Source organism: Rhodospirillaceae bacterium, assembly GCA_018660465.1.
GTDB lineage: Bacteria > Pseudomonadota > Alphaproteobacteria > Rhodospirillales > JABJKH01 > JABJKH01.
The window spans coordinates 1-26,132 of the sequence record JABJKH010000084.1; the positions used below are offsets into that span (position 1 = coordinate 1).

Consider the following 26,132-nt stretch of genomic DNA (forward strand, 5'->3'; position numbering starts at 1 on the left):
TAAGTGTCCGCACCATCCACTGATAAAGATTGGCCAGCTTACCTGACATCGCTTTGCCCGTGTGTTTCTTATAGAAATTGGGGAAGCTCGGCACGTCGCCAAAGATGTGATCCAAGTTGGCGTAGCCACCAGCAGCAGTCGGCGTCGGGTGATACCACAGTGCGGTTGCCTTACCAGGCTTAACCAATGCATCAACTGCATAACTGGAGAACACGTTTAGGCCCACTGTCTGCATGTCGAGTTCGCCACGCAGCACTGAGTTATAAACTTTTTTGGAGCCCTTAAAGCCAGTCGTGTAGTTATATTTGGCACCTATCAGGTCCAAGCTAACACGACTCAAAAGGTCAAACCTGTGATGAGGCCGTTGGCCACCAAGTTTTGCACCCGCCTTCAAATTGTCAATGTCATCACGATTTTTAACAACTGACGTTCTGGCATAAGTCATAGCCAAGTTGGTCAAACCACCAACGAAAGCCATTGTGGTGAAGTCGGCCCGCATGCTCTTTTGCTTCTGAATTTGCGGAATCGAGTTATACGGCGTGAAGATCATCTGTAGCCCATTAGGTTTGGCTTTGGCGATGTGGTTATAAATCTTCTTTCCGCCACCACCGGTCAGTTGCTTGCCGACGAGTTTTGGATTGCCAGGAATGAATTTGCTCCAGTATTTAAGGAACGAACGGACCGTTAAGTCAGCGCCACTACCTGCAGGACGGCCAATCAGAACCGTAATCGTTTTACCTGCGTAGAATTCCTTCGCTTGTGCTTCTTCCGTGACGGCAAAGCCTGTCACAGCAAGTGAGAACGTTGCCGCTCCCAAGAGTAAGTTTCTAAATTTTCCCATTTTTACTTCTTCCTACTTTGGTTAACCCAGTTGATATAAAGGCGGCATTTGCACGCCCGAAAATATTATTTACCCCCGGCTTCTTAATTGACCGGATTGTTGAAGTTGACCCCGCTTAAGTGCGGGTTAGTGGGAAGAAAATTATGGAAAGCAGATGCTAATATCATCCTTCTCTCCCCCCTGCTGTCGGTAGCCTAGCAATACTTGTTTTCTCCCGCAAGAGATCAAGCTGCCATTGTCGTTTGCATTTCCTTTAATTCTGCAGAGATATCTCGGGCCGTATTAACAACTTCCCGAACAATACTCGAAATTTTCATTTTAGGCAGCCGCGTATCCGGCGCCCGAAGCACCACTGCAGCCACAACATTTCCGAGACCATCAAAAACCGGCGCTGCAATTGCCGACGTATCTATGGCCACTTCTCCGACATTAAATGCGTAGCCGCATTGCCGAACCTCATCCAACTCTCGTATGTAAGCGTCGCGATCTGTAACGCTTTTTGCTGTCATGGCTTTAAAGGCGACCTGATCAAGAATTCGGTCGCGTTGCGCTTCAGGCATGAACGCCATCATTGCGCGGCCCGACGCCCCCATAAAAATGGGTATTTCTCGACCGACGGGTGCGACGATTCGAAGGTCACGGTCCGGTTCCAGCGAATCGCGACACACACGTTGATTGCCCCGCGGCGTGATCAAGCACACCGTCTCCTGGGTCTTGCCCAACAAGGCCTGAAGATGAGGATGGCAAATACTTCGGATATCACTTGGCCAGAAATTATAAATGCCGGCCCCCGGGAGATAGCACCGCGACTCGCCTTCTTGGCGCACCATATCTGCATTCCCAAGGGTGGTCAGCAGGCGAAGCGTCGTCGCCTTATCCAACCCCGCACCGCGGCTGATTTCAGTCAGTCCCATAGGGCTGTCGCTTTGGCAAACAGCCACCAGCACGCTGATAGCTCGCTCCACAGATCGATTGGTCTTCATCTCATGCGCCTTTTTAGCTTTCGTGTTTGAGGGCCTTCATGTTCGAAAACGTCAAAAGGAGTGTAATTCGGTGGGTTCACTAAGTAAACCATTTATTTTACCAATTGAACTCTCATAATTATGGTGGTATTTAATTCGATCTATTTTAGGGAGCCAGGATACATGCCGGAACAGATGGACAATGCCCGCGTCGAAGCGCAAAAAGATGTAAGAGACGTTCGCAGCCGCATAACGCGGCTCGATGATGATGGAATTGATCTCGTATTGCGCCGCGCACGGACTCACTATTCATGGGCCGACATGCCGGTAACCGACGATGATCTGCGGCAAATTTACGACATCATGATCATGGGGCCGACATCGAATAATGGGTGTCCGATCCGACTATTTTTCACGCGCTCTCAAGAATCCAAAGAGCGAATGATCCCGGCCCTTCACGGCAATAATGTTGAAAAGGCCGTCACGGCACCTGCGTGCGCCATTCTCGCCTACGATATGGAATTCTATGAGAAGCTCCCGGTCCTGTTTCCCCATCGCCCAACGAAAAAGCAAATGTTCATTGAAAACAAACAGCGCGCCGACGATGACGCCTTCCGTAACGGCACTCTACAAGGAGCCTATTTCATCATCGCGGCGCGGGCATTAGGCTTTGATGTCGGCCCGATTTCCGGGTTTGATAATGAGATGATCGACAAAGAGTTCTTCGCTGGCACGACCCTACGTTCGAACTTCATCTGTGGTATCGGGCATGGTAAGGAGGCCGATGTTTGGCAGAAACTACCCCGTCCGCCCTTCGAAGAACTCTGTGAGATTATCTAAGGGAAAGACGCCCCATGTATATCCAAAAGACCGGCTTGACCATTTGTGACCATGACCGAGCAACCCCAGGGTATAGAATCTTTTCAACGTTTGGATTACCGGAAGTACGGGTCATCAATATGGCTGGTAAGGTTGTTCATTCTTGGGAACTGCCATACGAGCCCGGCAACTACGGATATCTTTTGCCCAACGGCAACATGCTATCCGCCTGCCGCACACCCGACGGCCCCAAAGGTCTGCCGGCGAAGGGCGGCTTGATCCAGGAATGGGACTGGGACGGCAACGTCGTTTGGGAATTTCAGGACGATATGCAGCATCACGATTTCAGGCGCTGTAAGAACGGTAATACGCTCTACGTCCGATGGGAACTGATGAAAGAAGAAAATCAGAAACGCGTTCAAGGCGGTCGTGAAGGTTCAGAACACGAGGATGGAATTTGGGGCGATGTGGTCCGGGAGATCGAGCCCGACGGCACCATCGTTTGGGAATGGCGCGCGGAAGACTGCGAAGAAATGTATAATTTCCCCATCAATCCCATGTGTCCCCGGGTGGAATACTGCCACACCAATTGCATCACACCGCTGGATAACGGCGACGTACTGATTAATTTTCGCTACAACCATTTAATGGCAATTATTGATCGCAAAACCAAAAAGTTTAAGTGGCACATGTGCGACTACTCCTATGGCCAGCAGCATAATGTCAGCATGATGAAAAATGGGAACATTATGTTCTTTGCTAATGGTGGCAACGTTTTAAGCATTGGTCCCGAAGGCGGATCAAGTGTTGTTGAACTCGACCCCAAAACAAAAAAGCCTGTGTGGCAATATAGGGGATCACCGCCGTTCACATTTTTCAGCTGGTTCATCAGCGGTGCCGAACGATTAGACTCTGGCACGACGTCTATAACGGAAGGTATTTGGGGCCGCTTATTTGAAGTCACCCCTGATGGTGAAACGATCTGGGAATATATTTCGCCCTTTTTTGTAGAAGATCACCAAACGTTCAAGGGCGCTAATTCTATATTCCGGAACTATTTTTATGCACCGGACGCCGTGGAACTCGCGGGCCGCCTGCCTGCTGACCCCTGGTAAAAGAACCCAGGTAAAACAACAAGGAGAATAAGACATGACCGTAATGCTATATCACTGGTGGGGTTCCACATGCTCCAGAAAAGCGCGCACCACCCTTCACGAAAAAGGCGTTGATTGGGAAAGCACCCATATTAATCTCCACGAGTTCGAAAATTGGGCACCGTGGTACGTCAAAATTCACCCCAAGGGTGTCGTTCCCGCGCTAGAGCATGATGGGCGCGTTGTTATCGAATCGAACGCCATCATCGAATACATCGACGAGACCTTCGATGGTTCGTCGCTGAAATCTGACGATACTTGGGAACGGGCGAAGATGCGGGTCTGGATGGATAAGTCCGAACACACCCTGCACAAAAACATGCATCTGATTTCTCACAACAATCACCACGCCCACCGCTGGGAAGAATATGCCGAAAAACATGGTCGAGATGTCCTGATGAAAATGGTCGAATCTCAACCCGACCTGCAACGCCGCGCCGATGAAATCCGCAATTCCGATGGCATTCCTGACGATATCGTTGCCTTCGCGGTCGAACGGGTTAAAGACGAACTCACCCTGATGGAGGAGGATCTTGAACGTGGTCCTTGGATGACCGGCAATACTTTTTCCTTGGCCGACATTGCGGTCCTGCCGTTTGTCGAACGGTTCCAGGCCAATGGCTTTGGTGATGAAGTGACCAAACGCCCCCACCTTGCAGACTGGTTCGCGCGCATCCAAGAACGCCCTGCGGTCAAGGAAGCCTATGCCTTTATGGACCCGGACAAGCAAGCCTGCTAGAAGCAGCTTCGAATGCATGTTGTTCTTGATATCTCTGACCATGGGTATGGCCATCTCGCGCAAATAGCGCCGGTGGCGGGCCGGCTTCGTGTCCACATTCCGAACCTGGAACTTACGGTCAGGTCCCGCATCCCCACGGAAACCCTTCGTCGTTTCATCAGTGGCCCGTTCAAGACTGCCCCTGCTGCGCCGGAAGCTAAAGTCCACATGGCGGGCCCATCAGAGTTGTTGGTCGAGGAAACAGCGACGGCTTTCAAAGACCTGCACGAAAACTGGGGCAATGTTGTTGCAGGGGAAGCGGAAGTCCTCAAGAATCTGTCGCCGGACATTCTCGTCACTGGCATTACCTATTCGAGCCTCGCGGCGGCAAAATTATTGGGGCTGCCCGCACTCGCCATAAGTTCGCTCAATTGGGCTGACATTTATGAGGCCTATTGTGGGAATAGAGCGGAGGCATCCCGCATTGCAAAACAAGTCTTAGACGCCTACAACGGCGCAAATAAATTTTTACAGATTGCCCCCCATCTTCCCATGTCCAAAATTACCAATCGCCAGTCCATCGGGCCATCAGCTCGTATGGCCCCTGACAGCCTTGGAGTTATAAGGGAACGCGCCAACCTGTCCGAAGAAACGCGTATTGTGTTGGTCGGGTTTGGTGGCATTGAGGGAATTGGCCGTCCTAAAACCTTGCCCAAACTCAACGACACTATCTGGCTGGTCGAACAATCGGATCAAGCAAACCGCCCAGATATTCTCTGCTTACCAGACCTTGGGGTGCAATTTTTCGAAGCCATTCCTGATGCAGACTTAGTCGTTACCAAGCCAGGTTATGGCACAATCGTTGAAGCTGCATGTCAAAGCACACGGGTTTTGCTTCAAGAACGACCTGATTGGCCGGAGACCGAATTTATGAAGGCTTGGTTAGACGAGGTTACTTGCTTCGCACCCATTAGTGCGTCGGTAATGGCGGCCGGAGATATTGCTGATGCCGTCCAAAATCTTTTAGAACGTTCCTTGCCGACAACCCTTCCAACGCCCTCTGGCGCCGATGAGGCAGCAATAATTATTAAAGGCCTGGCCCACAATTGATCACTTTTGAATTGAAATATCGGGAGCCAAAAGCTAAGGATATGACCATAAATTTTAGTTCACCATCACCTTCGGTCGCGATACGCCTGCGGCCATAAATCAATTGAGAACAGGGGAAACCATGTCCAAGGATAAAGACGAAGCCTTTAATATGAAACTAATCGGCCACGACCGCTTGTTAGAATACGGCGGCATTGGCGAAGGGATGGCGATACAAGAAGTCAAAGACGGACGCCGTATCATGTGGCTGGCCCACGAAGGACCGCCGAAGAATTTCACCGGCGTTGATGTGACCGACCCGCGTAAGCCAAAGGTCATCTGCCAAACCGAACTGCCCCACAAGCAAGTCCGCTCCAATTCCTTGGAAGTTACCGGCGATATCATGGCGGTCGCATATCAGAGCTTTGGACCGCAGGGTTTGTTTGATCACAAACTAGGTGTAGAACCTGCGGGCATTGAGCTTTTTGATATCAGTGATCCAGAGAATCCGAAGACAATTTCCTTTTTTGATTGCTCTGGTCCTGGCTCCATGGGCGTGCATCAGCTTTGGTTCGTCGATGGTGAATATATTCATGCCTCCGCTGGCGCGCCTGACTTTAAACCTACTAATGATCTGGATTGCCAGTTCTACCGCTGCATCGACATTCGCAACCCCTCAAAACCTGAAGAAGTAGGCCGTTGGTGGTATCCTGGCACGTGCGAAGGCGACAGCGCCCCACCGCCGCCGCGCAATCCGTTGTTCGACAGTGGCTACAGGACTCATAACACCAATGTCTATCCAGACCATCCGGACCGCGCCTATCTTGGCTACCTAGACGGCGGCACGGTCATTTTGGATATTTCCGACAAAGCCCATCCAAAGATGGTGACCAACTGGAGCCCACACCCACCGTTCCCTGGTTTCACTCACACGGCGCTGCCCTTGTTCAGCCGTGATCTCATGATCGTGTCCGACGAATGCGTGCGCGATGGCGGAGCCGATTGGCCCAAGCTGACGTGGATGTTGGACATGCGGGAAGAAACTAATCTCGTGCCGATCTCCACCTTCCCGATGCCAGACAAGGAAGAGTTCTTCCGCCGCGGAGGACGCTATGGGTCTCATAACATGCACGAGAACCGTCCAGGACCTGCGTATCGTTCGGACGAAATTATCTTTGCAACATTCTTTAATGCCGGCGTCCGCGTGTTCGATACCAAGAACCCGTTCCAGCCCGAAGAAATTGCCTATTTCGTCCCCGCAACGCCAAAAGATTCGCGGGTTGATTCAGTGCAAATCAACGACGTCTATGTGGACGAAAATCAAATCGTCTACGCCGTCGACCGTTTCGCAGGCGGTCTCTATATCCTCGAAATGGAAATTGATATTTAAGGAGAATACCCATGAGTGACAAAATCATTGTTTTTGCGAGTTTCACCCCCAAAGCGGGGGCAGAGGCTACTGTCGAAGGCATTCTTCAGGGCATGGTGGCCCCAACCCGGAACGAACCGGGTTGCGAACGCTACGACCTGTTCCGCATCAAAGAAGGCGACGCCTCATTTCACTTGTTTGAAATCTACGAAAACGCGACGGCGCTGGATCATCATCGTGGGACAGAGCACTACAAAAACTACCGCGCTGTCATTGCAGATAATTTAGCCGCAGATATTGCGGTAAAAGTTCTGTCTGGAATTGATGTGGCGGACTGACGCTTAACCTAATAAAGGCACCAATAATCTGAATTCTGTACGACCAGAAAATCCGTCCCCAGGGCAACAGGCGCTAGCCCCTGGGGAAACTGTACTGAGCCTCGATAGCATGATCTCAGGTTACCGCGCGAACCTGATTGTGCCACCGGATCGGCGAGCACGAAAATTAAGCAAAAAATATATTGAGAAAAATCTGAACGCCCTCCATCGCGACCTCCATGCATTAAGGGTAGAAGCCGACGCGCATTTTCTGGAACTCCGCGATCGTGCGACCCAAGGTGATCTCGAACTCAATGCCGAGCAACATTGGAAACTTTCGAATTATCCTGTGAGTTGCTGCTTAGAAATCACTCGCCACATGTTATCCAAGATATCGCAAGCGGTACCGTCCTCCAATTCAAAGGGGCTCCGGGCACTCCAGAAATTTTCGCGTGAGGGCGGTCAGATCAAAAGGGTTTGGGGGGAGCTTCGACAAAGCTATTTCCAAAATGCCATTCAAGCCGGCAGCTATTATATCGATGTTGCAAATGACACGGTCGATCCGACCAAGGATAAGGTAGATATCCTTCCCATTCAGGATTCCGGATTTCGCAACATTGACTCCTACCACGCATTTGCCGCTGTCGCAGAAAGCTATTGGAAATGTAGAATGGTGCCCAATATCTTCTTTCCAAATTTAGCACCGTTTTTGCCAATCATTACCGAGTTTGAAAATGGCGTGTTGGGTTTCGATAGTACGAACACTTTTATGATGCCAATGAACCTAGAAAAAAACTTCCAGCTTGCTCACGAATTCATCTTTGACAACAGTCGCCGAAATGAAAATTTCGAAACCTGCCGGGATGGTTTGGTGGAATTGATGTCCATCAGAAGCAATCCGGACAAAACCCATCTCCTCCATTTCACTCCGGTCCGTGATGACGCTAAATTGGAAAACTCATTCGAGGCCTGTAAGACTGCCAGCCCAACCGCGATGACCCAAACCATCAATCAGGCATTACGGATAAAGCGCTACATAAAGGATGCTGTTTCAGCCCTAGAAATTTGAACCAGGGTTCATCAATGCTCTAAACACTTCTGTGGGTATAGGCAGCAGTACTACAGTTCTGTACGTTCATTAAATCGCAAAGCGGGGAGTTTGTTCCATGACTAAGGCAATTAAGTTCCTTTTTGCAATTGTGCTAATGGGGACCTGGATCACAGGTGATGCACGGGCGGAAAGCACCCCGGTGTTCTTATCATTTATGAATGGTGGAGGCTCAACCGATTTTTCTTTAAGCCATATCAATTTTGATGACAATTTTGTTGCCGCACCCTTGATAGTCTAGCGACGAGAACCCGGCAATTCCGGCCATGGCAATGCCGCGACCGTGGGTGTGGGTCCCTCTGTTCGGATCAAACTGAAGGTAGGGTGCCCAGTCAAAGCCTTCGCCTTGATCCTGAATTTGGATATCAATTTCGGTCTTGCCCTTAACAACCCATACATCGACGGATTTTTCAGCGTATTCTGGCAGGCCCAAGCGTCGATTAATTTCTCGGTCGTAATCTCCATTCTCTTTAAGGACTGTTTTGAGATTGTACCCAATTTCTAAATTTCCATGCTCCACTGCGTTCACCATGAGTTCCACAAGCCCAATAATTGCTGCGTCCGGATTGGGGCACGTAAGCGCAACAAGTTTTGCAATGTCCTGCGCCTGAGCAATTGTCTGGAAGCGGAAATGGCCTGTAAGCATATTGGCTAAAGCTTCTTTCCTGCTATTCAAGTCTTCGCGTAAATTACGATAGAGCCTTGAATCATCGATTGCAGATTTGACAATGGTCAGCATGACGTTAGGGCTGTACGGCTTGATTAAATAATAATAGGCCCCAGCCTTTATGCCTTCGGCCACTTGCTTCGTCTCTTTTTCCGCCGTCTGCATAATAACGGGAATACTTTTGATCTCCGGGGTCTTCTTTATTTTTCGCAAAACATCAAAGCCGTCCATCTTGGGCATATTTTTATCCAAAAGGATTGCACTGAACTTTTGGTGGGGGTCGGACAGAACTTCCAAGGCTTCTGGACCATCTTGGACTTCTTCAACCTGATAACCATCATTCCCCAAGATCAAATTCAATAGATCGCGGTTATCTTTATTGTCATCAACAACGAGGATTCTTTGTTTCACGATGCGGCCCCATCAGTTGGGTGTCCATCAGTTGGGCGAACGAGGCAAACGACCGTAAGATCATCCTTCAAAGGACGAACGGCAATTTCAAAAAACATTTCCAGAACTTTAGAAGCATCGAATTCTTCTCCGGCATTCACACTTGCTGATTTGACAAGACCAATTACGCCAGCATCGCCAATCAGTGTTTCATCTTCCCGGCGGCCTTCTGACATGGCGTCACTATAAAGAAAGAGCGCCATTCCCGGTGAAAAAGGCAGACTTCTGTTTACATACGAAGCATTACTAGAAATCCCAAGGGGAAGCCCTGACCGTTCACCAACAATTATCTCCTGGGCACCCAAACTGAGCACAAGAGGTTGAGTCGAAGCTCCGGCAGCGTAGGTAAACGTATGGCTCTCTATGTCAATAATTCCATAAAGTGCTGTTGCAAATTGCTCAGGTAACAATACCGGACATAATTGATTATTTAGAAACTTAAGATACTCAGCTGGATCAAACATTAACTTATCACGTCGACGGACCATCATATTGAAACTTAACGTATTCAATGCCGCTGTAACGCCGTGTGTTGAGAAATCTAGTAGATACACAGCCATTTTGGTGGGGCTCAAATTCCATACACCCCAAATGTCGCCGCTAATTTGATCACTGGGCTCAAACCAGGCCGTAATATTAATGCCAAAGTTCTTTTGAAGGATCTGTAATTGTTCTGCCTTAGGCAGAGTTTCCAACTGCATTATTCTAGCTGTTGCTAACTCGGCTTCCATTTGAGCATGGTAGCGTTCTAAATCAACGGCCCGGCCATCATCTGTCTGCTTCGACACTGTAGTAATTGCAGAGGATGCTGCCATATTTTCTCAACCTAGCTATCGATATAGCGAGTTATTGGATAATCGCTATTACACCACCGAAGTGCGCAACTTCTAACATCGTCGCGACCTGCCCACCTTCCGACACGCGCATCGAAACTGCACGTCCTTTTTTATCAGCATTCGCTTTGATCTCCAGCAACAGCCCTAGTCCGGCAGAGTCGATGAATTCCACACTTGTTAAATCGAGGACTATGCTCTCACCATCTTGACCGTTAATCTCCGTATTTATAACCCTGAACTGACTATTTACTTCCATGACAAGATGCCCCGATAAAAACACCTCTATCGCGTCCCCATTAGCGACACACCTGTATTCCATCAATTTTTCCTTCGTGAAATAAGCTGGTATATTTTAATCTTGGAACAATTCTAAAATTTATTCCAATCATTTTTCCTTGAAGAATTTTTTATTAATTTATACATAAACAGGACAGAAAAGTGTGCCATTATGGGTAGACCGCTGTGTAGTAGGCTGAAATGCGTATAGAACGAAAAGAACAGGATCAGAAACTCAAGGCTGCCGCCAAGCAGGCGTTGGACACAGTCTCCAGTGCGGCCAGTCAAACGGGTCGGCCCTGCGGATCGGATTGCCATCGTGAATGCGACAAGTGCGGATCAACCTCCTGCACATGCATGTGTTCGCGCGATTGCCGGTTTATTTCAAAAACGCTGACCAGCGACCCTGAACACTTCCCGCTTGAAGAAAGAATCGCACCCCTTGTTTTTGAAATTAACAAACTTGGAATCTTCACCCCCAATTGGTCCTGTGAAGGGCATGTTGGTCTTGATGGTAAAATATGGAAAATTCCAAGGGTTTGGTTTTACGCGGAATCAGTTCTCCACGTCCGACTGCTAGCCGACAGCCTCAGCAAAATGTCTATTGAAAAGAAATTGAAGTGCCCGTGGCAGGTGGTGCTTACATTCACCGATAATGACAATCTGGATACGACTTTTTCGGTCGAGCCGGTTTTCGAAGAAGCTCAGAAACTAAGTTACAAACAACTGAGCGACGACATCTATGTTCTGGCTGAAAATATCGGCCCGATGGTTTCGGCCCGCGCGCGCGAGCTCTCCCGCCTTACATAAATTCACTTAACGAAACTGAACGGCCTTCCTTCGACGACCGTTGCGCCGCCAGCACCACAGCCAGCGGCAACAGTGCTTCCGTGCCGCCAACTTCTGGTACCTTGCCATCCTGAACACATTCGGCGAATTCTTCCAGTTCCGCCATTAGATGGTCGCTAGGACCGATGTCGACGGGGGACGGCTTATCTTCGCCAATCCGCTGAAGTCTCAGACCGTCGTTATCAATATCGAAAAAGGCATTCGCCTTGGTCCCGTGGAGTGTCATCTGAAACCGACGAGGGGAAATATAGTCTGCTGCGACGTAGCCGACAGCCCCACTTTCAAACCGCATCAGCAGTGCCGTAACATCTTCGATTTCAGGTTCGACTTCCAAGCGGTTGAAGTACGCGGTGACATCCGTCGCAGGGCCGAGCAAATATAAAAGATTATCAACGTGGTGAATGCCGATTTGCATTAAGCAACCGCCCGGAATTTCCACCGCGTCCGTCCGCCATGCGCCAGGTTTGAGCTTCAAACCGTTGGAATTGGAGAAAACACCTTCGGCCAAACTAACCCGCCCCATTTCGCCCGTATCAATCAGGTCACGTAGCTTGCGAAGGGCTGCATGTCGGCGATAGCTGTGGCCGACGCTTAAGACCACCCCCGCCGCATTACACGCCTCAATCATCGCGCGGCCATCTTCCATGGTGTTCGAAATTGGCTTTTCGACGAACACATGCTTGCCGGCTTTAGCAGCGGCTTCCGTTCCTGGACGGTGGGCGGAATTTGGCGTCGTCAGGATCACGCCATCGAGGTCCTGCATCGCCAACATGTTTTCGTAGCTCTCTGCCGGGTAGCAGTCGAACTTGTCAGCAAACGCTTTGCGCTTTTCAGCGCTGCGCGTGAAGCAGGCGGCGACTTCTAGGTGGTCGCTTTTCTGCATGGTTGCAGCCAGCACATCAGACCACCATCCGATGCCGACCACGCCGACCTTCATTTTACTCACTGGCAGCTAGAATCTTCTCTGGCCCGGTCCAGAATTCGTCGTCATCCTTCACCTTAGACGAACGCGCTTTTTCGACCGTCTCGATGCAGTCTTCGGCCATCTCGACATACCATTTGGCGACATCTTCGGGATAATCCGGAAAGCTGCCCAGGTCTTTGGTGATGGGGCCTTCTACCGTCGGAATGTCATTTTCACCGTCATAGAAATGCGTATAGGGCTTGCCCTTGGCATCTGCCATATCGGACGGAATGGTCGCATCCAGCTTCAGCCACTTGCCATCAAGATAGGCCTCTCCTAACGAATGCCACGGCAAAGGACGATCAGTCCAAACCGCCTTGACTTCATCGTTCATGAAATCTTTGTTGGGGCAGTGAATTTGTTGAAAACCAATGCGCGACGGAATACCAACCGCGCGGCAGAGCGTCACGAAGATACTCGCCTTGCCCATGCAAAACGCGTAGCCCTTTTCCATGGCATCACTGGCGCGGTATTTGCCTTCGGCCAAGTAGCGGAAAGATTCATAGATATCGTAGGGGTATTCACGCGAATAATAATAAATCTTTTCCAGCTTTTCCTTGTCCGTGGAGCACGACGCTGTCAGTTCGTCTGCCTTGTTCTTAATTGCCGGGTGCTTCCAGTCCAAATAATCAGTTGATTCCAAGCATTCCGCCAGTTCTGTTTCTTTATCGGTCATCTTTATTCCCTCATTTTAATTTAGACGGCATTTAGGTCAATATGACTCTAGATTGCAAGGAGCCTTTGCTGAATTCTTCGTGATCGCGAGAGAAACCTCACATCCTATTGAGTTGACGCATCCCTTCTTCTGTGGCCGATTCTGGGGCCGATTTCATAAATGGAATTAAGACTCTGGAAGAAACATGGCGAACTCAACGGAAACTGACGATGACCTTCTGTCCTTGGATGCCATCAGCCTTTCGTTTGGCGGCGTCGCGGCGCTAGAAGACGTCAGCTTCAACGTCCGCCAAGGCGAAATTCGTGCCATTATCGGTCCCAATGGTTCAGGCAAGAGTTCCCTGCTTAACTGCATCAACGGTTTTTATCAGCCTCAAAGCGGCCGCATTACTTTTAAAGGCGAAACCCGTTCCCGCATGAAACCTCATGCCGCAGCCAAGCTGGGCATCGCCCGTACATTTCAGAATATCGCCCTGTTCCCCGGCATGGCGACCCTGGATAACGTCATGACGGGCCGGAACTTAAAAATGCACAGGAACATTTTCTGGCAGGCCTTGCACTTCGGCCCCGCCCGAAAGGAAGAAACCGAACACCGCGCGGTCGCAGAAGAGATGATCCACTTTCTAGGACTTGAGGCCGTTCGCGATACCCAGGTCGGCGAACTTCCCTATGGCTTGCAAAAACGAGTTGAGCTTGCCCGCGCTTTGGTTGCTGAGCCTGACCTTCTTCTGCTCGACGAGCCCATGGCTGGAATGAACCGCGAAGAGAAAGAAGGCATGTGCCGCACCATCATTGATGCCAAAGAAAAGTTGGGGATAACGATTGTGCTGATCGAACACGACATGAGCGTGGTGATGGACATTTCTGACCGGATCGTCGTGCTGGACCACGGCAGCAAAATCGCCGACGGAACCCCAGATGAAGTCCGATCCAATAGCGACGTCATCGATGCCTATCTTGGCGTTAAGCACAGTTAAGCAGGCGAAACATGGAAGCCCTATTTATCACCCCTTTTGTTGAGATCGTCGACAGCCCTATCTTCTTTATGGAAGTCGTTATCAACGGCATGCTGACCGGAATTTTATATTCGTTGGTGGCCCTGGGTTACGTGCTGATTTTCAAGGCCTCCGGCGTGTTTAACTTTGCCCAAGGTGCCATGGTGTTATTCGCACCGCTGACATTGGTCGGGCTTATGGAAACAGGTGTGCCATTTCCAATCGCTTTTATTCTAACCATTTTAGTGATGATCGCGTTGGCCATGCTGATCGAATGGTCGATGCTTCGGAGATTGGTCAACCAAGACGGCATGATCTTGTTCATGGCGACCATTGGTTTGAGTTTTGTCCTAGAAGGCAGCAGTCAAATTATCTGGGGCTCAGACGTTAAGAAGCTCGATATCGGCCTGCCGGATAGTTCCTTTGAAATTTGGGGAATGCTTCTGAATACCCTTGATCTTTCCGCCGCTGCCGTTGCCGCGTTGCTGGTCGGCGCGTTGGCACTGTTGTTTCAGTATACAGCAACTGGTCGCGCCCTCCGCGCCGTGGCGGATGATCATCAGGCGGCACTGTCAATCGGCATCCCCTTAGGCAAAATGTGGGTCATCGTCTGGTCGGTGGCAGGGATCATCGCCTTGGTTTCCGGTATGGTGTGGGGCGCGAAATCTGGCGTGCAGTTTTCGCTCACTCTTATCGCGCTGAAGGCATTGCCAGTGCTTATTCTCGGCGGGTTCACGTCGATCCCTGGTGCCATCATCGGCGGGCTGATCATCGGCGTTGGAGAGAAGGTTGCAGAGATTTATTGGGGTCCCGTGTTTGGCGGTGCCATCGAAGGCTGGTTCGCCTACATGCTGGCGTTGGTGTTTCTAATGTTCCGCCCGCAAGGCATGTTCGGCGACAAGATTATCGAGAGGGTCTGAGGAATGCGTAACCACCGTTTCATAGCGGTTGTCCTAATCATTGCGTTCGGTGTTGTGCCGTTCGTCGCCAATGAATACTGGCTTCAGGCGATCCTCATCCAGTTCTTGGTCTTTTCCTTGGCCGCCATTGGTTTAAACATCCTAACCGGATACGCGGGTCAAGTCAGCCTCGGCACGGGTGCCTTCATGGCGGTCGGGGCCTATGCGACATTTAAGATCACAACCGCGTTTCCTGAGATCAATATTCTCATTGTCTTTATTCTGGCCGGTGGGGTTGCCGCCGGCGTGGGCATTTTGTTCGGCCTGCCAAGTCTTCGGATCAAGGGTTTCTATTTGGCCGTCGCAACCCTAGCGGCGCAGTTTTTTATTCTCTGGCTGTTTAACAAAGTCGGCTGGTTCTACAACGACAGTCCATCCGGAACGATTTCAGCGCCACCCCGAGACGTCTTCGGATTTTTGGTCACCGGACCTGAGGCTACACCACAGGCAAGATATCTCGTCGTATTGGGATTCCTGACGGTCTTTGCATTGATCGCCAAGAATATCGTTCAGGGGCGAATTGGACGATCATGGATGGCCATCCGTGACATGGATATTGCAGCGGAAATCATTGGTATTGAGCCCTTAAAAACAAAACTCCTAGCCTTCGCCGTCAGTTCGTTTTATTGCGGCCTTGCCGGGGCGCTATTCATTTTTGCCTGGCTGGGCAGCGCCGAGACTGAAGCGTTCGATATCTTCCTGTCGTTCCAAATTCTTTTCATGATCATCATTGGGGGCCTTGGCAGCATTACAGGCTCCTTCATCGGCGCCGCCTTTATCGTCCTGTTTCCGATCTTCCTGACCAACGTTCCACCGATGATCGGGGTCACAATCCCAACCGATTTATCCAAACATATAGAAGAAATAATCTTCGGTGCCTTGATCGTGTTCTTCCTCATCGTCGAACCCCACGGCCTTGCGCGACTGTGGCAGATGTTCAAAGCAAAGCTCAGGAAAAGGTCTTTTCCTTAACAGAGGTATGACTCTAACATGCAGGACAGCTCGGCACTAGAGTAAGGGGGGCAGATTTGGCAATGTCATTCACAGTTCAACCCTGTACCAAATATCTTGGTGCCGAGATTGGTGGCGTTGATCTCTCCCGTACGATCAATACGGAAATCTTTGCTACGATCGATCAGACATATGCCAAACACGGCGTCATCTTTTTCCGCAATCAAGAGATTTCACCCGATCAACAGATCGCATTTTCCGGACGGTTTGGAGAAGTTGGCAGCTTCCCGCTGGCGCAGTATTCCCTGGAAGGCCACCCAGAAATTCTGCTTATTTCGAACATTCAAAAAAACGACGAAAATGTAGGCCTCGCTGATGCCGGACAAACTTGGCATACGGATATGTCCTGGAGTGCTTTGCCACCCCGAGGCACCGCGCTTTATGCCAAAGAAATTCCCATCAACAATGGTGAAGTGTTGGGCGATACTTTATTCGCAAGCGCAGATGCCGCTTACGATGCGCTATCTGATGCAATGAAAAAACGTATTAAGGGACTGAAAGCGATCCATTCCTATCACGCCAAACATGCCTATCGTGCGAAGGTCGGAACTAGTGACCGGGAAGAGATGAACCAAGACCAAAAAGATGCTCATCCAGATGTGCTCCATCCCGTTGTTCGCACCCATCCCCTGACAGGACGGAAATGTCTCTATGTCATGACCGGGGAATGCGTCGGTATTGAGGGCATGCCGGAAGACGAAGCGTTGGCGCTGTTGGATGAACTGGCAACCCATACGGTCAAACCCAAATTTCAATACCGTCACAAATGGCAGGTTGGCGATTTTTTAATTTGGGACAATTGTTCCGTTCAACATTTGGCGGTCCGTGATTATGAATTGCCGCTACGTCGTATGATGCACAGAACCCAGTTCGCTGGCTCTCGTCCCTTTTAATTTAAAAGGAATTGATGATTTTTTATGAGTGAGATTTACCAATTACCTGTCACCGGCCCGTCGGCTTGGAAGGCCCGAGATTTTGAAACCAATCAATCCTGGATTAGGGAATTCACGGCGGACGAGTTAGACGAACTGCACACGGCAACCCTTACCCTGAAGGCAACAGGCAAGGGGCCTGAGGAGTTTGGTCCTGATGATTTTCCGTTGCCTGCGTTCTCCCGCACCATCGCCGAAATTCATAATGAGTTGGCCGAAGGCCGGGGCTTTGTCTTGCTACGCGGGATTGATGTTGATCGCTATGACCAAGAAACGCTGGAGCTTATGTTTTGGGGATTTCAGGCACACTTGGGCACAATCATTTCGCAGAATTCCCAAGGTGACCTGCTCGGCTACGTCACCGACCGGGGCGAGAATTATGAACTTGGGTCGCATTACGAAAACAACATTCGCGGACACCGGACGCGATCAGAGCTGAACCCTCACACCGACACCTGCGATGTGGTCGGCCTGTTATGCGTGCGCCCAGCGAAATCAGGTGGCACCAGTTCTATTTGCAGTTCCATGGCGATCTACAACGAGTGCCAAACCCAGCATCCTGAATTTATTGATCCCCTAACCAACGGGTTCCATTTCGATCTGATCGGCAAGGGCTCAAAAGAAATCGAATACACGGAAACCCGTATCCCTGTGTTCAGCTTCCATCAGGGGTATCTGTCCTGCCGCTTCAATAAACGCCAGATTGAACTCGGCATGGAGCGGTCAGGTAAGGGACTGACTGATTTAGAACAAGCCGCCATTGATTATGTGAGAGAGCTTTCCGTGCGAGAGGATTTTCTCCTCCACATGGATTTTCGACCCGGCGACATTCAGCTTCTCAACAACCACGTCGCCTTGCACGCCCGCAATGAATATGAGGACTGGCCAGAGGCAGAGCGTAAGCGCCTTCTGCTGCGGGTTTGGATTAACGTACCCAACGGCCGACCCCTCGCACCAAATTTCGCCAACCGCCTCAATTCCGGGGACAGGGGTGGCGTCGCCAAACGCGCCTAACTTTTACAAACAAGGAAGAAATATCGTGACTGTAACAGATAGAAGAAATCGCCTTCGGGACTTATTCAACGCATCGGAAATTCTTGTCAGCCCCGGCGTCTATGATGGCTATAGCGTTCGCTTAGTGGAAGCGGCGGGGTTCGAGACCGGCGCCATTTCAGGTGCCGGGGTTTCCGAATCTCATTTGGGCTGGGCCGATAAAGGGATCATGTCGTTCAAGGACAACCTAGAAGCCTGCCGCGCCATTCAAGCCTGCACCGACCTGCCGCTTATGGCCGATGCTGACACCGGGTATGGCAACGCCGTCACCACCCATTTTACGGTTCGTGCGTTTGAAGATGCCGGGCTGGCGGGGGTCATGATCGAAGACCAGGTATGGCCGAAACGATGTGGGCATATTGCAGGTAAGGCCGTCATTGAGGCCGAGGAAATGGTGCAGAAGGTCAAGGCCGCGGTTGATGCCCGCCGGGACGAAAGTTTCATCATTCGGTCGCGCACCGATGCCGCCGGGCCGCTCGGCGTTCAGGCCGCCATTGATCGGCTGAATATGTATGCCGAAGCCGGGGCCGATGTCTTGTATGCGGATGCCTTGCTGAGCGCTGACGATATTAGCGCGGTCGCCGCCGGAGTACCAAAACCCCTGACCGTAAACATGGGGCTTGGCCTGCGTCACCGATCAACGACCCCCCTTGTTCATCCCAAAGATCTACAAGCCATGGGCGTCGCTGCGGTCACCTATCCCCGACTCCTGTCGACCTCAGCAATTCGCGGCATGCAAAACACGATGGGCGCGTTTAAAGAGATGCTAGATGGGGACGCCCCCGTAGAAAGACACGATCTTCAGGCGGACTTTGGAGAACTTAATAGTTTAATGGGACTGACTGAATTGGATGCGATGGATGCCAAGTACGGCGTGAACGAAAGCTAGTCGCAAAGAATTGAACAGCCCCCGCCGAAGGCACATGATAGGGTCCGGGCCCATAACGATAACGAAAAATCTTGGGGGATTTTATCTGTGAGACGACATCGATCAATTTTGTTTGCTGTCGCTGTAGCTTTGGGAGCTACAGGAGGAAGTCAATCCGCCAAAGCCGCCGAACAATTTTTTCCGATCCTGACCTATCGCACCGGCCCCTATGCGCCAAGTGGGATTCCCATCGCCAATGGGTTTCATGATTATTATACCCTGGTCAACAAACGCGATGGCGGCATCAACGGCATTCGCGTGACCTTTGAAGAATGTGAATTCAAATATAAGACCAACCTCGGCGTCGAATGCTATGAGAAACTAAAACATAGAGGTGAAAAAGGTGCCTCGATGTTTAATCCCTTGTCGACTGGCATGACCTATCAAATCATCCCCAAAGCAAGAGTCGATAAAATCCCAATCCTATCAATGGGCTACGGTCGTACGTCGACAGCGGACGGCAGGGTCTTCCCCTGGGTGTTTAATTTCCCGGCGACATATTGGAGCCAGGCCTCGGCCACAATTCGTTATATCGCCAGCCAAGAAGGTGGACTTAAGAATCTAAAGGGCATGAAGATTGCTCACGTCTATCATAATTCCGCTTACGGCAAAGAAGCCAATCCGACATTAAGAATCCTCGCTAAGAAATTCGGTTTCAAACTGATCGAACTGGCAGTCGATAGCCCCGGTCAGGAACAAAAGGCAACGTGGATTCAAGTGCGTCGCAAAAAGCCACGCTGGGTCTTTATGTCAGGATGGGGGGTGATGAACCAAGTCGCGATCAAAGAGGCTGCGAATATCAAGTTTCCCATGGAGCGGTTTATTGGCAATTGGTGGTCGGGATCAGACGCCGATGTCATCCCTGCTGGCAAAGGAGCGATTGGTTATAAGTCTTCGGCTATGCATGGGGCCGGCGACCGCTGGCAAGTTCACAAAGACATCATCAAGTATGTCTACAACGGCGATGCGGCCAGGGCGAAGAAGAAAAAACTGGGTGAGGTTCTTTATAATCGTGCCATCTTGAATGCGATGTTTTCTGTTGAGGCCGTCCGCACCGCGCAAAGGAAATTCGGCAAAAAGACCATGTCGGGGACAGAGGTCCGCTGGGGTTTAGAAAACCTCCGCCTCACGAAAGAAGATTTTATAGCGCTTGGCATGAAAGACTTTGCCCAACCGGTCGCACCGACCTGTGCCGATCACGCGCCAGGCGGTGGCATCGCCATTCAGCAATGGGACGGCAAGGCATGGAATGTCATTTCCGACTGGGTGCCGCCGTTCAGCGAAATCGTCCGCCCACTGATCGAAAAGGCGGCGGCGAGCTACGCAATTGAAGCCAAGATAACCCCGCGTGTTTGCTCTTGAAAAATGGAAGCCGCTCTGCCCCTCCTTTCCGTTAAGAACATTGAAGTCATCTACAATCGAATGGCGTTGGTGCTGAAGGGGGTTTCGCTTGAGGTTCCCATGGGTGGCATCGTTGCCCTGTTAGGCGCTAACGGGGCGGGCAAGACAACCACGCTCAAAGCCATTTCTAATTTGATTCACAGCGAACGCGGTGAAGTGACCGAGGGCTCTATCGAGATCATGGGAGAAAGAACGGACACCCTCACCGCCAACGACCTTGTCCGCCGGGGCGTTGTTCAGGTCATGGAAGGTCGACATTGTTTTGAACACTTAACCGTTGAAGAAAACCTTCTTACCGGTGCCTATACCCGCGAGGATGGACGCAACGTCATCGCTGCTGATCTAGAAAAAGTCTTTGAGTATTTCCCAATCCTAAAACAGCGTCGTAGCACGCTGGCGGGATACACCTCAGGCGGTGAACAGCAAATGACGGCAATCGGTCGGGCACTGATGGCGCGGCCAAGAATGATCTTGCTCGATGAACCCTCTATGGGTCTCGCACCGCAATTGGTTGAGGAGATTTTTGACATTATCGTTGGCCTCAATAAAGTCGAAGGTGTCGGCATTCTCCTCGCCGAGCAAAATACTATGGTGGCTTTACGGCACGCCGACTACGGCTACATCCTCGAAAACGGGCATGTCGTTTTGGAAGGCGAGGCCGAGCAATTGCGTGAGAATGATAACGTGCAGGAATATTATTTAGGTCTCAGAAGTTTTAGAGAAGGTAAACACGAGCGGAATGAGAAGCACTGGCAGTAGGGCTTTTCTTGGCGTCCTTCGAGACACCGCTAGCGCGGTTCCTCAGGATGAAGGATTTAATTAAATTAACCAAAATTCTTCATCCTGAGGAGCGCTAAAAGCGCGTCTCGAAGGACGCTGAGTAAAGCTTTGAAGTTAATAGCATTGCGCTTCCTGACCGGGGCGTTAAACTTTCGCCATAACGTATCTAGGAAACAATATTATGACGTTACAGATTTCGCCCTTGTCGGCTGCTTTGGGCGCGGAAGCAACTGGAGTTGATTTAAGCGGCTCGGTTTCTGATGCTGATCAGGAAGCTCTGCGCCAAGCGATATCGGATAATCTTGTATTGGTTATCCGGGATCAACAAATGACCTCGCCCGAATACCTTGCGGCTGTGCGTCTGTTTGGCGAAACGATGGAGCAACAGTTGTCCACATTTCTGTTGGAGGATCATCCTGAAATTGCAGTTTTGGATAGCAGTACGTCAGAGTTGGATGAAGATGGCAATCCGTTCCCTGTCGGCTCCCGGGCTTGGCACTCTGATCACACCAATCATGCGGAGCCGCCAAAGATGACCGCGCTCCGCGCTGTTCAACTGCCTAAATCAGGTGGTGGTGATACAGGTTTTGCGAATATGCACAGCGCCTATGATGCATTGCCTGCCACCCGGAAAACAGAATTAAACGCCCTTCAAACCGTCAATAAGATTGAAGACAAAGCCTATGTCAGCGATGAGGCGCGAGCAAAGTTCGGTGCCCTTCAAAGCCACCCCCTGATCCGCACCCATCCGGAAACCGGTAAAAAAGCAATTTACCTGCACCCCGGCAAGGTCGACCATATTGAGGGTATGACATCTGCGGATAGTAAAGACTTCGTTGATGACCTAATGGAAGAAATCATTCAGCCAGATGTTATCTATCGCCACGTTTGGCAACCTGGCGATTTAACCATATGGGACAACCGCGCGGTCTTGCACATTGCCCATCGGGGCTACGATCACACCGAACAACGGCTCATGCACCGCGTGCTCATAAAGGGCGACAGACCGCATTAACAAACCCCGTTAAAACATAGAGAGAAAATTATGAAAGCAGCTTTTTTTAGTAAAATGGGCGGACCGGAAGTTATGGAGTACGGCGAGGTCCCGGACCCCATTGCGGCCCCTGATCAGGTAATCGTTGATATTCATGCGGCGAGTGTCAACGCGGCGGACGCAAAAGTGCGCACCGGCCACTATGCACCCATCACCGAATTCCCTTCTATATTGGGGCGGGATTTTTCCGGTGTTGTCAGCGCGCTTGGTTCCGAGGTGGACGATCTAAAAGTTGGCGATGAAGTGTTTGGAGTCTGCGCTGGGGGCCAAGAAGGCGCTTATGCCGAAAAGATCGCCATCAAGGCCAGCATCATTGCGAAGAAACCGGATGGGCTTTCCCATGTCGAACTCGCCGCCCTTTCCCTGATCGGGCTCACGGCGCTGGTCTCTATTGAGGACACGTTGAAACTGAAATCTGGCGAAAAGATTCTGATCCAAGGCGGAGCCGGTGGTGTCGCCAGTTTCGGCATCCAAATCGCCAAACACATCGGTGCCCATGTCATCACCACTGCCAGCCCCGCCAACCATGACTACGTGCGCGGTCTTGGCGCTGATGAGGTCATTGACTACAACACCCAAGATTTTACTGAGGTCCTATCAGATTGTGACGCGGTGTTTGAAACCGTTGGCGGCGATGTCGCGACGCGTTCCTTTGCGGTGCTGAAACCTGGCGGTCGAGCGGCCTTCATCGGCTCCGGCGGCAAGGCACCTGAATCGCCCCGCGACGATGTGGACTCCCTACGGCCCGCCGTCGGACGTGACCGTCCGCATCTTGAGCGCATTGTCGAATTGGTTCAGTCAGGTGCCATTCGCGTCCCTGAAATTACCGAGTATCACCTCCGCGATGCAAAGGCGGCCCAAGAAGTAAGCGATTCTCGCCACCTTCGCGGCAAAATGGTCTTTAAGGTGCGGTAAGGTCAGCTATGGACTTTCAGCTAGAAGGCAAAACCGCATTGATCACCGGCGCAAGCCGGGGGATTGGCGAAGGCACGGCCAAGGTCTTGGCGCAGGATGGCGTCAAGTGCGTGATCAGCGCGCGGCGCATGGACCTGCTTGAACAGCTTGCTGATGACATCGAAGCTTCTGACGGCGTCCGCCCAATCACAATTCGGTCCGATCTATTCGAACGTGATGCGACGCGCAAGCTTGCGGCAGCGGCCGAAGATGCCCTTGGTCATGTGGATATTCTTGTGAATTCGGCCGGTCGCAGCAAACACCCCGACGCCCCAAGACACACTCCCTTCGATCATCGGGATGCCGCCTGGGATGATGAAATGCATCTGAACTACAGCACCATCCGGCAAATTTCTTTTGCTTTGCTACCTGGCATGATTGAGCAAAAATATGGCCGCATCATCAACATTACCGGCAAGTCGGAACCGGAAAAAATTGGCACCGCAAATCCACCCAAGGCCGCTGTCCATGCTTGGGCCAAGGGAGTGTCGCGCAGGGTCGCCAAGGACGGGGTGACGATCAATTCAATCCCGCCTGGCAAAATCACCAGCGAGCAAATTCAGCGAAATTATACTGATGAAGAGCGTGCCGCGTATTCTTCAAACGATATTACGCTCGGCTATTTTGGCGAGCCCGAAGACATCGGCCATCTCATCGCCTATCTCGCCTCACCCTTGGGCAGCTATATCACGGGCACTGTCATTCCCGTTGACGGTGGCTTTAGAAAGCATAGTTTTTAATGATGAAAAGAGACTCACAGCTCAAGGGAAAAACAGCCTTGGTGACCGGTGATAATGATATCGCCAGCGCCATCCGTGAAGCGCTTGCGACCGAAGGTGCCGTTGTAACTGACACGCATTCGGGCGCGGTAGATATCCTCGTCAATGCCGCCGCTGATCTTCATGCGCCGTCAAGCACGCCGCTTGATTCGGATACTTGGGCTGACGATATGGAACGCTGCTTCGAAGCACCCCGCCAGCTTGCCCATTCTGTCTTGCCGGGCATGATCGAAAATAAATTCGGCCGCATCATCAATGTCATTGGATCGTTCGAGCCGATGCATTTTAACAGCGAATTTGCCGCCTGGGGTGCGATGGCTGCGTGGTCAAAAAGCCTCACCCGCGAAGTCGGCCAACACGGCATTACGATCAACTGCATCCAGCCCGGACTTATTGAGACCGCCGACACCAGCACAGAAGATTTTGACGCAAATATAATTCCCGCAGGCCGATTGGGAACCCCGGCAGATGTCGCCAACTTCGTGGTCTATCTGGCGTCCGGCTATGCGCGCTATATCACAGGCACAGTTATTCCAATCGATGGCGGTCTAAGTCGGTATCAGCATTAGGGGGGGCGACTTGGCGTCCTTCGAGACGGCTTCTTCGAAGCCTCCTCAGGATGAGGTTGTTGAGTAGAATTCACAGGATGGGGTTGCTGAATAAATTTCAGAGAATCAAATATAACCCTCATCCTGAGGAGCGCTCTCTTTGAGCGCGTCTCGAAGGACGCTCAGCGGCACAATATCAATTAGCTTTTTCTCCTACCCACAGAGCTTCGTCAATTCCCCCAAATTACCAACCTCATCCAACGCCCAAACCATGTCACAGATTTTCCCCGCGCGTTCAGCACCAACGACAGGTTCTACATTGGCCATAAATTTCGCCTTAATTACCTCGTCCGACATGGGGCAGTCCGTGGTGCCGGTTGCGTGTTCAGTGACGAAGTCAAAAGTTTCACCGTTGTTAGACGTCACCACGCCGCGAGCTTGATCGGCCGCTAAATTATCATCGGTGGCAACATTCACCTTATCGCGCAAGGCAACGACATCCGCCGCCAAGGCACGTTCATTGCTGAATTGCGCGCGGCCTGCGGTGCCATCAATATATCCAACAGCCGCAGAATGCGTGATGCTGAATTTGGATTTAAGACCGGTTTTCGGATTGGCGACGCCTGTGATGATAACCGCCTTTGCATTCGCCGTGATATCGATGGATTTTACGTCATCGGGTGAAATTCCTGAGCCCTTGGCAAGCCCGATTGTGGTGTCGATGATGGGATGCAGCACAACGCCGCAGGCATAAGGCTTATAGCCGTTTGTGGTGATGCAATAGCCCTCGTCCAGGCCCTTCAAGATTTGATCTATGTCTGTGCCGGAACTGTAGATGCGGCAGAAGCCTTTTGTTCCTTCGAGAATTTCTCCGGAACTATCAAAGCCGCCTTCCGCCAACAACGCGGCCAAAAGTCCGTTGGATGCAGCTTTGCCAGCTTGGAAACTTTTGCACATGGTGCCCCGGTTTTGCTGCATGCCAGCGGACTGGGTGCCCGCGATGCCAAATGCGTGCACGATTTGCTGCGCATTGAGACCCAGCATGACGCTGCACGCTGCACCGGCGGCCATGGCACCCAGGGTACCGGTCAGGTGCCAGCCGCCGTCGTGATGGTTAGGCGCGCCCCGACCCGAACGCACACCGGCTTCGAACCCAGCGACATAGCCCAGCATCAGGTCTTTGCCACCGAGCCCTCGCTTCTCACCCAGTGACAACATCGCCGCCAACACCGGCCCACTGGTGTGCAAAATTACGCCGCCCATGTGAGTGTCATCATAATCCAGAACATGGCCCATTTGACCATTTGCGATTGGAGCTTCCAGAAGGCCAAGCTTCGTGCCTCGACCGAAGACAGTGCTGTTGCCTTCCCCATTCATTGATTGCAGAACACCGGCGAGTGTATCAGTGGTCGCGTGCCCACTGCCGGCAATGGCGCAGCCGATCCAATCCAGCACGCCACGCCTGCATTCATGCACGACATCGTCGGGCAAATCATCAAATTTTAAACCAGCTAGGTATGAACTCAGTTTTTCAGTAATGCCGAGATTAAGATCGGCTGCTCCGTATTCGGCCATCGATTGTTCCTTGGTTAAATCTTAATTTATGCACATCCATATTACGGCTTACATTTGCATCATCAAGCC

28 protein-coding genes are annotated in these 26,132 nt (G+C 51.2%); 20 read left to right on the forward strand and 8 right to left on the reverse strand.

Annotated elements, in window-relative coordinates:
• Together HOM51_12935 and HOM51_12940 are read right to left on the reverse strand one after the other, a co-directional pair.
• Window positions 1–841 (reverse strand): hypothetical protein (locus tag HOM51_12935; GenBank protein MBT5035410.1); only part of this gene is annotated, 841 nt, incomplete at its 3' end.
• 224 nt (window positions 842–1,065) lie between these two features.
• Complete coding sequence (locus tag HOM51_12940; GenBank protein ID MBT5035411.1) at window positions 1,066–1,824, reverse strand: IclR family transcriptional regulator; 759 nt, start codon at window positions 1,822–1,824, stop codon at window positions 1,066–1,068.
• Between the two features lie 162 nt (window positions 1,825–1,986).
• Here HOM51_12940 and HOM51_12945 point away from each other — a divergent pair, with 162 nt between their 5' ends.
• The 7 genes from HOM51_12945 (at window position 1,987) to HOM51_12975 (ending at window position 8,338) form a co-directional block, all read left to right on the forward strand.
• A complete protein-coding gene (locus tag HOM51_12945; GenBank protein MBT5035412.1) occupies window positions 1,987–2,643 on the forward strand; it encodes a malonic semialdehyde reductase in 657 nt (218 codons plus the stop codon).
• Between the two features lie 14 nt (window positions 2,644–2,657).
• Entirely contained in the window at window positions 2,658–3,737 is a 1,080-nt protein-coding gene (locus HOM51_12950) for an aryl sulfotransferase (GenBank protein ID MBT5035413.1), read from the forward strand.
• A 34-nt stretch (window positions 3,738–3,771) separates the two neighbouring features.
• The gene (locus HOM51_12955; GenBank protein MBT5035414.1) at window positions 3,772–4,515 is read left to right on the forward strand and encodes a glutathione S-transferase family protein; all 744 of its coding nucleotides are present in this window, start codon (window positions 3,772–3,774) and stop codon (window positions 4,513–4,515) included.
• A gap of 12 nt (window positions 4,516–4,527) precedes the next feature.
• The gene (locus tag HOM51_12960; GenBank protein MBT5035415.1) at window positions 4,528–5,604 is read left to right on the forward strand and encodes a hypothetical protein; all 1,077 of its coding nucleotides are present in this window, start codon (window positions 4,528–4,530) and stop codon (window positions 5,602–5,604) included.
• Between the two features lie 151 nt (window positions 5,605–5,755).
• The gene (locus tag HOM51_12965) at window positions 5,756–6,973 is read left to right on the forward strand and encodes a hypothetical protein (GenBank protein MBT5035416.1); all 1,218 of its coding nucleotides are present in this window, start codon (window positions 5,756–5,758) and stop codon (window positions 6,971–6,973) included.
• Between the two features lie 11 nt (window positions 6,974–6,984).
• Entirely contained in the window at window positions 6,985–7,290 is a 306-nt protein-coding gene (locus HOM51_12970) for an antibiotic biosynthesis monooxygenase (protein ID MBT5035417.1), read from the forward strand.
• A gap of 109 nt (window positions 7,291–7,399) precedes the next feature.
• Window positions 7,400–8,338, forward strand: a complete 939-nt coding sequence (locus HOM51_12975) for a hypothetical protein (GenBank protein MBT5035418.1) — start codon at window positions 7,400–7,402, stop codon at window positions 8,336–8,338.
• A 226-nt stretch (window positions 8,339–8,564) separates the two neighbouring features.
• Here HOM51_12975 and HOM51_12980 read toward each other — a convergent pair whose 3' ends face one another.
• The 3 genes from HOM51_12980 to HOM51_12990 are packed head-to-tail and all read right to left on the reverse strand — an operon-like array spanning window position 8,565 to window position 10,586.
• Window positions 8,565–9,455, reverse strand: a complete 891-nt coding sequence (locus tag HOM51_12980; GenBank protein MBT5035419.1) for a response regulator — start codon at window positions 9,453–9,455, stop codon at window positions 8,565–8,567.
• The gene (locus tag HOM51_12985; protein ID MBT5035420.1) at window positions 9,452–10,309 is read right to left on the reverse strand and encodes a serine/threonine-protein phosphatase; all 858 of its coding nucleotides are present in this window, start codon (window positions 10,307–10,309) and stop codon (window positions 9,452–9,454) included. Before HOM51_12985 ends, HOM51_12980 begins: the two co-directional genes overlap by 4 nt.
• Before the next feature lie 31 nt (window positions 10,310–10,340).
• The gene (locus tag HOM51_12990; GenBank protein ID MBT5035421.1) at window positions 10,341–10,586 is read right to left on the reverse strand and encodes an STAS domain-containing protein; all 246 of its coding nucleotides are present in this window, start codon (window positions 10,584–10,586) and stop codon (window positions 10,341–10,343) included.
• A 221-nt stretch (window positions 10,587–10,807) separates the two neighbouring features.
• On the opposite strand from HOM51_12990, the gene HOM51_12995 reads away from it, so the two are divergent.
• Window positions 10,808–11,416, forward strand: coding sequence for a hypothetical protein (locus HOM51_12995; GenBank protein MBT5035422.1), 609 nt, complete (start codon window positions 10,808–10,810; stop codon window positions 11,414–11,416).
• On the opposite strand, the gene HOM51_13000 is transcribed toward HOM51_12995, so the two are convergent.
• Both HOM51_13000 and HOM51_13005 read right to left on the reverse strand, forming a co-directional pair.
• Window positions 11,409–12,401 carry a Gfo/Idh/MocA family oxidoreductase gene (locus HOM51_13000; protein MBT5035423.1) on the reverse strand — a complete coding sequence of 331 codons (993 nt, stop codon included), beginning with the start codon at window positions 12,399–12,401 and terminating at the stop codon, window positions 11,409–11,411. The two genes, HOM51_12995 and HOM51_13000, sit on opposite strands and share 8 nt — an antisense overlap.
• Complete coding sequence (locus HOM51_13005) at window positions 12,394–13,095, reverse strand: transglutaminase domain-containing protein (GenBank protein ID MBT5035424.1); 702 nt, start codon at window positions 13,093–13,095, stop codon at window positions 12,394–12,396. The genes HOM51_13000 and HOM51_13005 overlap by 8 nt, the downstream gene beginning before the upstream one ends.
• A gap of 184 nt (window positions 13,096–13,279) precedes the next feature.
• On the opposite strand from HOM51_13005, the gene HOM51_13010 reads away from it, so the two are divergent.
• The 12 genes from HOM51_13010 to HOM51_13065 all read left to right on the forward strand — a co-directional run bounded on the left by HOM51_13010 (window position 13,280) and on the right by HOM51_13065 (window position 24,509).
• On the forward strand, window positions 13,280–14,071 hold the full coding sequence (locus HOM51_13010; GenBank protein MBT5035425.1) for an ABC transporter ATP-binding protein: 792 nt from the start codon (window positions 13,280–13,282) through the stop codon (window positions 14,069–14,071).
• 68 nt (window positions 14,072–14,139) lie between these two features.
• On the forward strand, window positions 14,140–15,009 hold the full coding sequence (locus HOM51_13015; GenBank protein ID MBT5035426.1) for a branched-chain amino acid ABC transporter permease: 870 nt from the start codon (window positions 14,140–14,142) through the stop codon (window positions 15,007–15,009).
• Window positions 15,010–15,012: 3 nt separating this feature from the next.
• Window positions 15,013–16,020, forward strand: a complete 1,008-nt coding sequence (locus tag HOM51_13020) for a branched-chain amino acid ABC transporter permease (GenBank protein ID MBT5035427.1) — start codon at window positions 15,013–15,015, stop codon at window positions 16,018–16,020.
• Between the two features lie 62 nt (window positions 16,021–16,082).
• Window positions 16,083–16,952 (forward strand): TauD/TfdA family dioxygenase, encoded by an 870-nt coding sequence (locus HOM51_13025; protein ID MBT5035428.1) that lies wholly within the window; start codon window positions 16,083–16,085, stop codon window positions 16,950–16,952.
• Between the two features lie 24 nt (window positions 16,953–16,976).
• Window positions 16,977–18,005, forward strand: a complete 1,029-nt coding sequence (locus tag HOM51_13030) for a TauD/TfdA family dioxygenase (GenBank protein ID MBT5035429.1) — start codon at window positions 16,977–16,979, stop codon at window positions 18,003–18,005.
• A 25-nt stretch (window positions 18,006–18,030) separates the two neighbouring features.
• Window positions 18,031–18,933, forward strand: coding sequence for an isocitrate lyase/PEP mutase family protein (locus tag HOM51_13035; protein ID MBT5035430.1), 903 nt, complete (start codon window positions 18,031–18,033; stop codon window positions 18,931–18,933).
• Window positions 18,934–19,020: 87 nt separating this feature from the next.
• Window positions 19,021–20,334: an ABC transporter substrate-binding protein gene (locus tag HOM51_13040; protein ID MBT5035431.1), complete on the forward strand. Its 1,314-nt coding sequence runs from the start codon at window positions 19,021–19,023 to the stop codon at window positions 20,332–20,334.
• Window positions 20,335–20,349: 15 nt separating this feature from the next.
• Window positions 20,350–21,132 carry an ABC transporter ATP-binding protein gene (locus HOM51_13045; protein ID MBT5035432.1) on the forward strand — a complete coding sequence of 261 codons (783 nt, stop codon included), beginning with the start codon at window positions 20,350–20,352 and terminating at the stop codon, window positions 21,130–21,132.
• Window positions 21,133–21,334: 202 nt separating this feature from the next.
• A complete protein-coding gene (locus HOM51_13050; protein ID MBT5035433.1) occupies window positions 21,335–22,168 on the forward strand; it encodes a TauD/TfdA family dioxygenase in 834 nt (277 codons plus the stop codon).
• Window positions 22,169–22,198: 30 nt separating this feature from the next.
• Window positions 22,199–23,122, forward strand: a complete 924-nt coding sequence (locus tag HOM51_13055) for an NADP-dependent oxidoreductase (protein MBT5035434.1) — start codon at window positions 22,199–22,201, stop codon at window positions 23,120–23,122.
• An 8-nt stretch (window positions 23,123–23,130) separates the two neighbouring features.
• A complete protein-coding gene (locus HOM51_13060; GenBank protein ID MBT5035435.1) occupies window positions 23,131–23,901 on the forward strand; it encodes an SDR family oxidoreductase in 771 nt (256 codons plus the stop codon).
• A gap of 41 nt (window positions 23,902–23,942) precedes the next feature.
• Window positions 23,943–24,509 (forward strand): SDR family oxidoreductase, encoded by a 567-nt coding sequence (locus tag HOM51_13065; GenBank protein MBT5035436.1) that lies wholly within the window; start codon window positions 23,943–23,945, stop codon window positions 24,507–24,509.
• 192 nt (window positions 24,510–24,701) lie between these two features.
• Here HOM51_13065 and HOM51_13070 read toward each other — a convergent pair whose 3' ends face one another.
• Window positions 24,702–26,063 carry an MmgE/PrpD family protein gene (locus tag HOM51_13070; GenBank protein ID MBT5035437.1) on the reverse strand — a complete coding sequence of 454 codons (1,362 nt, stop codon included), beginning with the start codon at window positions 26,061–26,063 and terminating at the stop codon, window positions 24,702–24,704.
• Window positions 26,064–26,132 lie beyond the last annotated feature (69 nt).

Excerpts from the sequence above, each read along its gene's own strand:
- HOM51_12970 (MBT5035417.1), top strand. The coding sequence starts at position 6,985 with ATGAGTGACAAAATCATTGTTTTTGCGAGTTTCACCCCCAAAGCGGGG.
- HOM51_12995 (MBT5035422.1), top strand. The coding sequence starts at position 10,808 with ATGCGTATAGAACGAAAAGAACAGGATCAGAAACTCAAGGCTGCCGCC.
- HOM51_13015 (MBT5035426.1), top strand. The coding sequence starts at position 14,140 with ATGGAAGTCGTTATCAACGGCATGCTGACCGGAATTTTATATTCGTTG.
- HOM51_13060 (MBT5035435.1), top strand. The coding sequence starts at position 23,131 with ATGGACTTTCAGCTAGAAGGCAAAACCGCATTGATCACCGGCGCAAGC.
- HOM51_12990 (MBT5035421.1), bottom strand. The coding sequence starts at position 10,586 with ATGGAAGTAAATAGTCAGTTCAGGGTTATAAATACGGAGATTAACGGT.
- HOM51_13030 (MBT5035429.1), top strand. The coding sequence starts at position 16,977 with ATGAGTGAGATTTACCAATTACCTGTCACCGGCCCGTCGGCTTGGAAG.
- HOM51_12945 (MBT5035412.1), top strand. The coding sequence starts at position 1,987 with ATGCCGGAACAGATGGACAATGCCCGCGTCGAAGCGCAAAAAGATGTA.
- HOM51_12985 (MBT5035420.1), bottom strand. The coding sequence starts at position 10,309 with ATGGCAGCATCCTCTGCAATTACTACAGTGTCGAAGCAGACAGATGAT.
- HOM51_12940 (MBT5035411.1), bottom strand. The coding sequence starts at position 1,824 with ATGAAGACCAATCGATCTGTGGAGCGAGCTATCAGCGTGCTGGTGGCT.
- HOM51_13020 (MBT5035427.1), top strand. The coding sequence starts at position 15,013 with ATGCGTAACCACCGTTTCATAGCGGTTGTCCTAATCATTGCGTTCGGT.
- HOM51_12950 (MBT5035413.1), top strand. The coding sequence starts at position 2,658 with ATGTATATCCAAAAGACCGGCTTGACCATTTGTGACCATGACCGAGCA.
- HOM51_12975 (MBT5035418.1), top strand. The coding sequence starts at position 7,400 with ATGATCTCAGGTTACCGCGCGAACCTGATTGTGCCACCGGATCGGCGA.
- HOM51_13010 (MBT5035425.1), top strand. The coding sequence starts at position 13,280 with ATGGCGAACTCAACGGAAACTGACGATGACCTTCTGTCCTTGGATGCC.
- HOM51_13005 (MBT5035424.1), bottom strand. The coding sequence starts at position 13,095 with ATGACCGATAAAGAAACAGAACTGGCGGAATGCTTGGAATCAACTGAT.
- HOM51_12955 (MBT5035414.1), top strand. The coding sequence starts at position 3,772 with ATGACCGTAATGCTATATCACTGGTGGGGTTCCACATGCTCCAGAAAA.
- HOM51_12960 (MBT5035415.1), top strand. The coding sequence starts at position 4,528 with ATGCATGTTGTTCTTGATATCTCTGACCATGGGTATGGCCATCTCGCG.
- HOM51_13025 (MBT5035428.1), top strand. The coding sequence starts at position 16,083 with ATGTCATTCACAGTTCAACCCTGTACCAAATATCTTGGTGCCGAGATT.
- HOM51_12965 (MBT5035416.1), top strand. The coding sequence starts at position 5,756 with ATGAAACTAATCGGCCACGACCGCTTGTTAGAATACGGCGGCATTGGC.
- HOM51_13055 (MBT5035434.1), top strand. The coding sequence starts at position 22,199 with ATGAAAGCAGCTTTTTTTAGTAAAATGGGCGGACCGGAAGTTATGGAG.
- HOM51_13070 (MBT5035437.1), bottom strand. The coding sequence starts at position 26,063 with ATGGCCGAATACGGAGCAGCCGATCTTAATCTCGGCATTACTGAAAAA.
- HOM51_13050 (MBT5035433.1), top strand. The coding sequence starts at position 21,335 with ATGACGTTACAGATTTCGCCCTTGTCGGCTGCTTTGGGCGCGGAAGCA.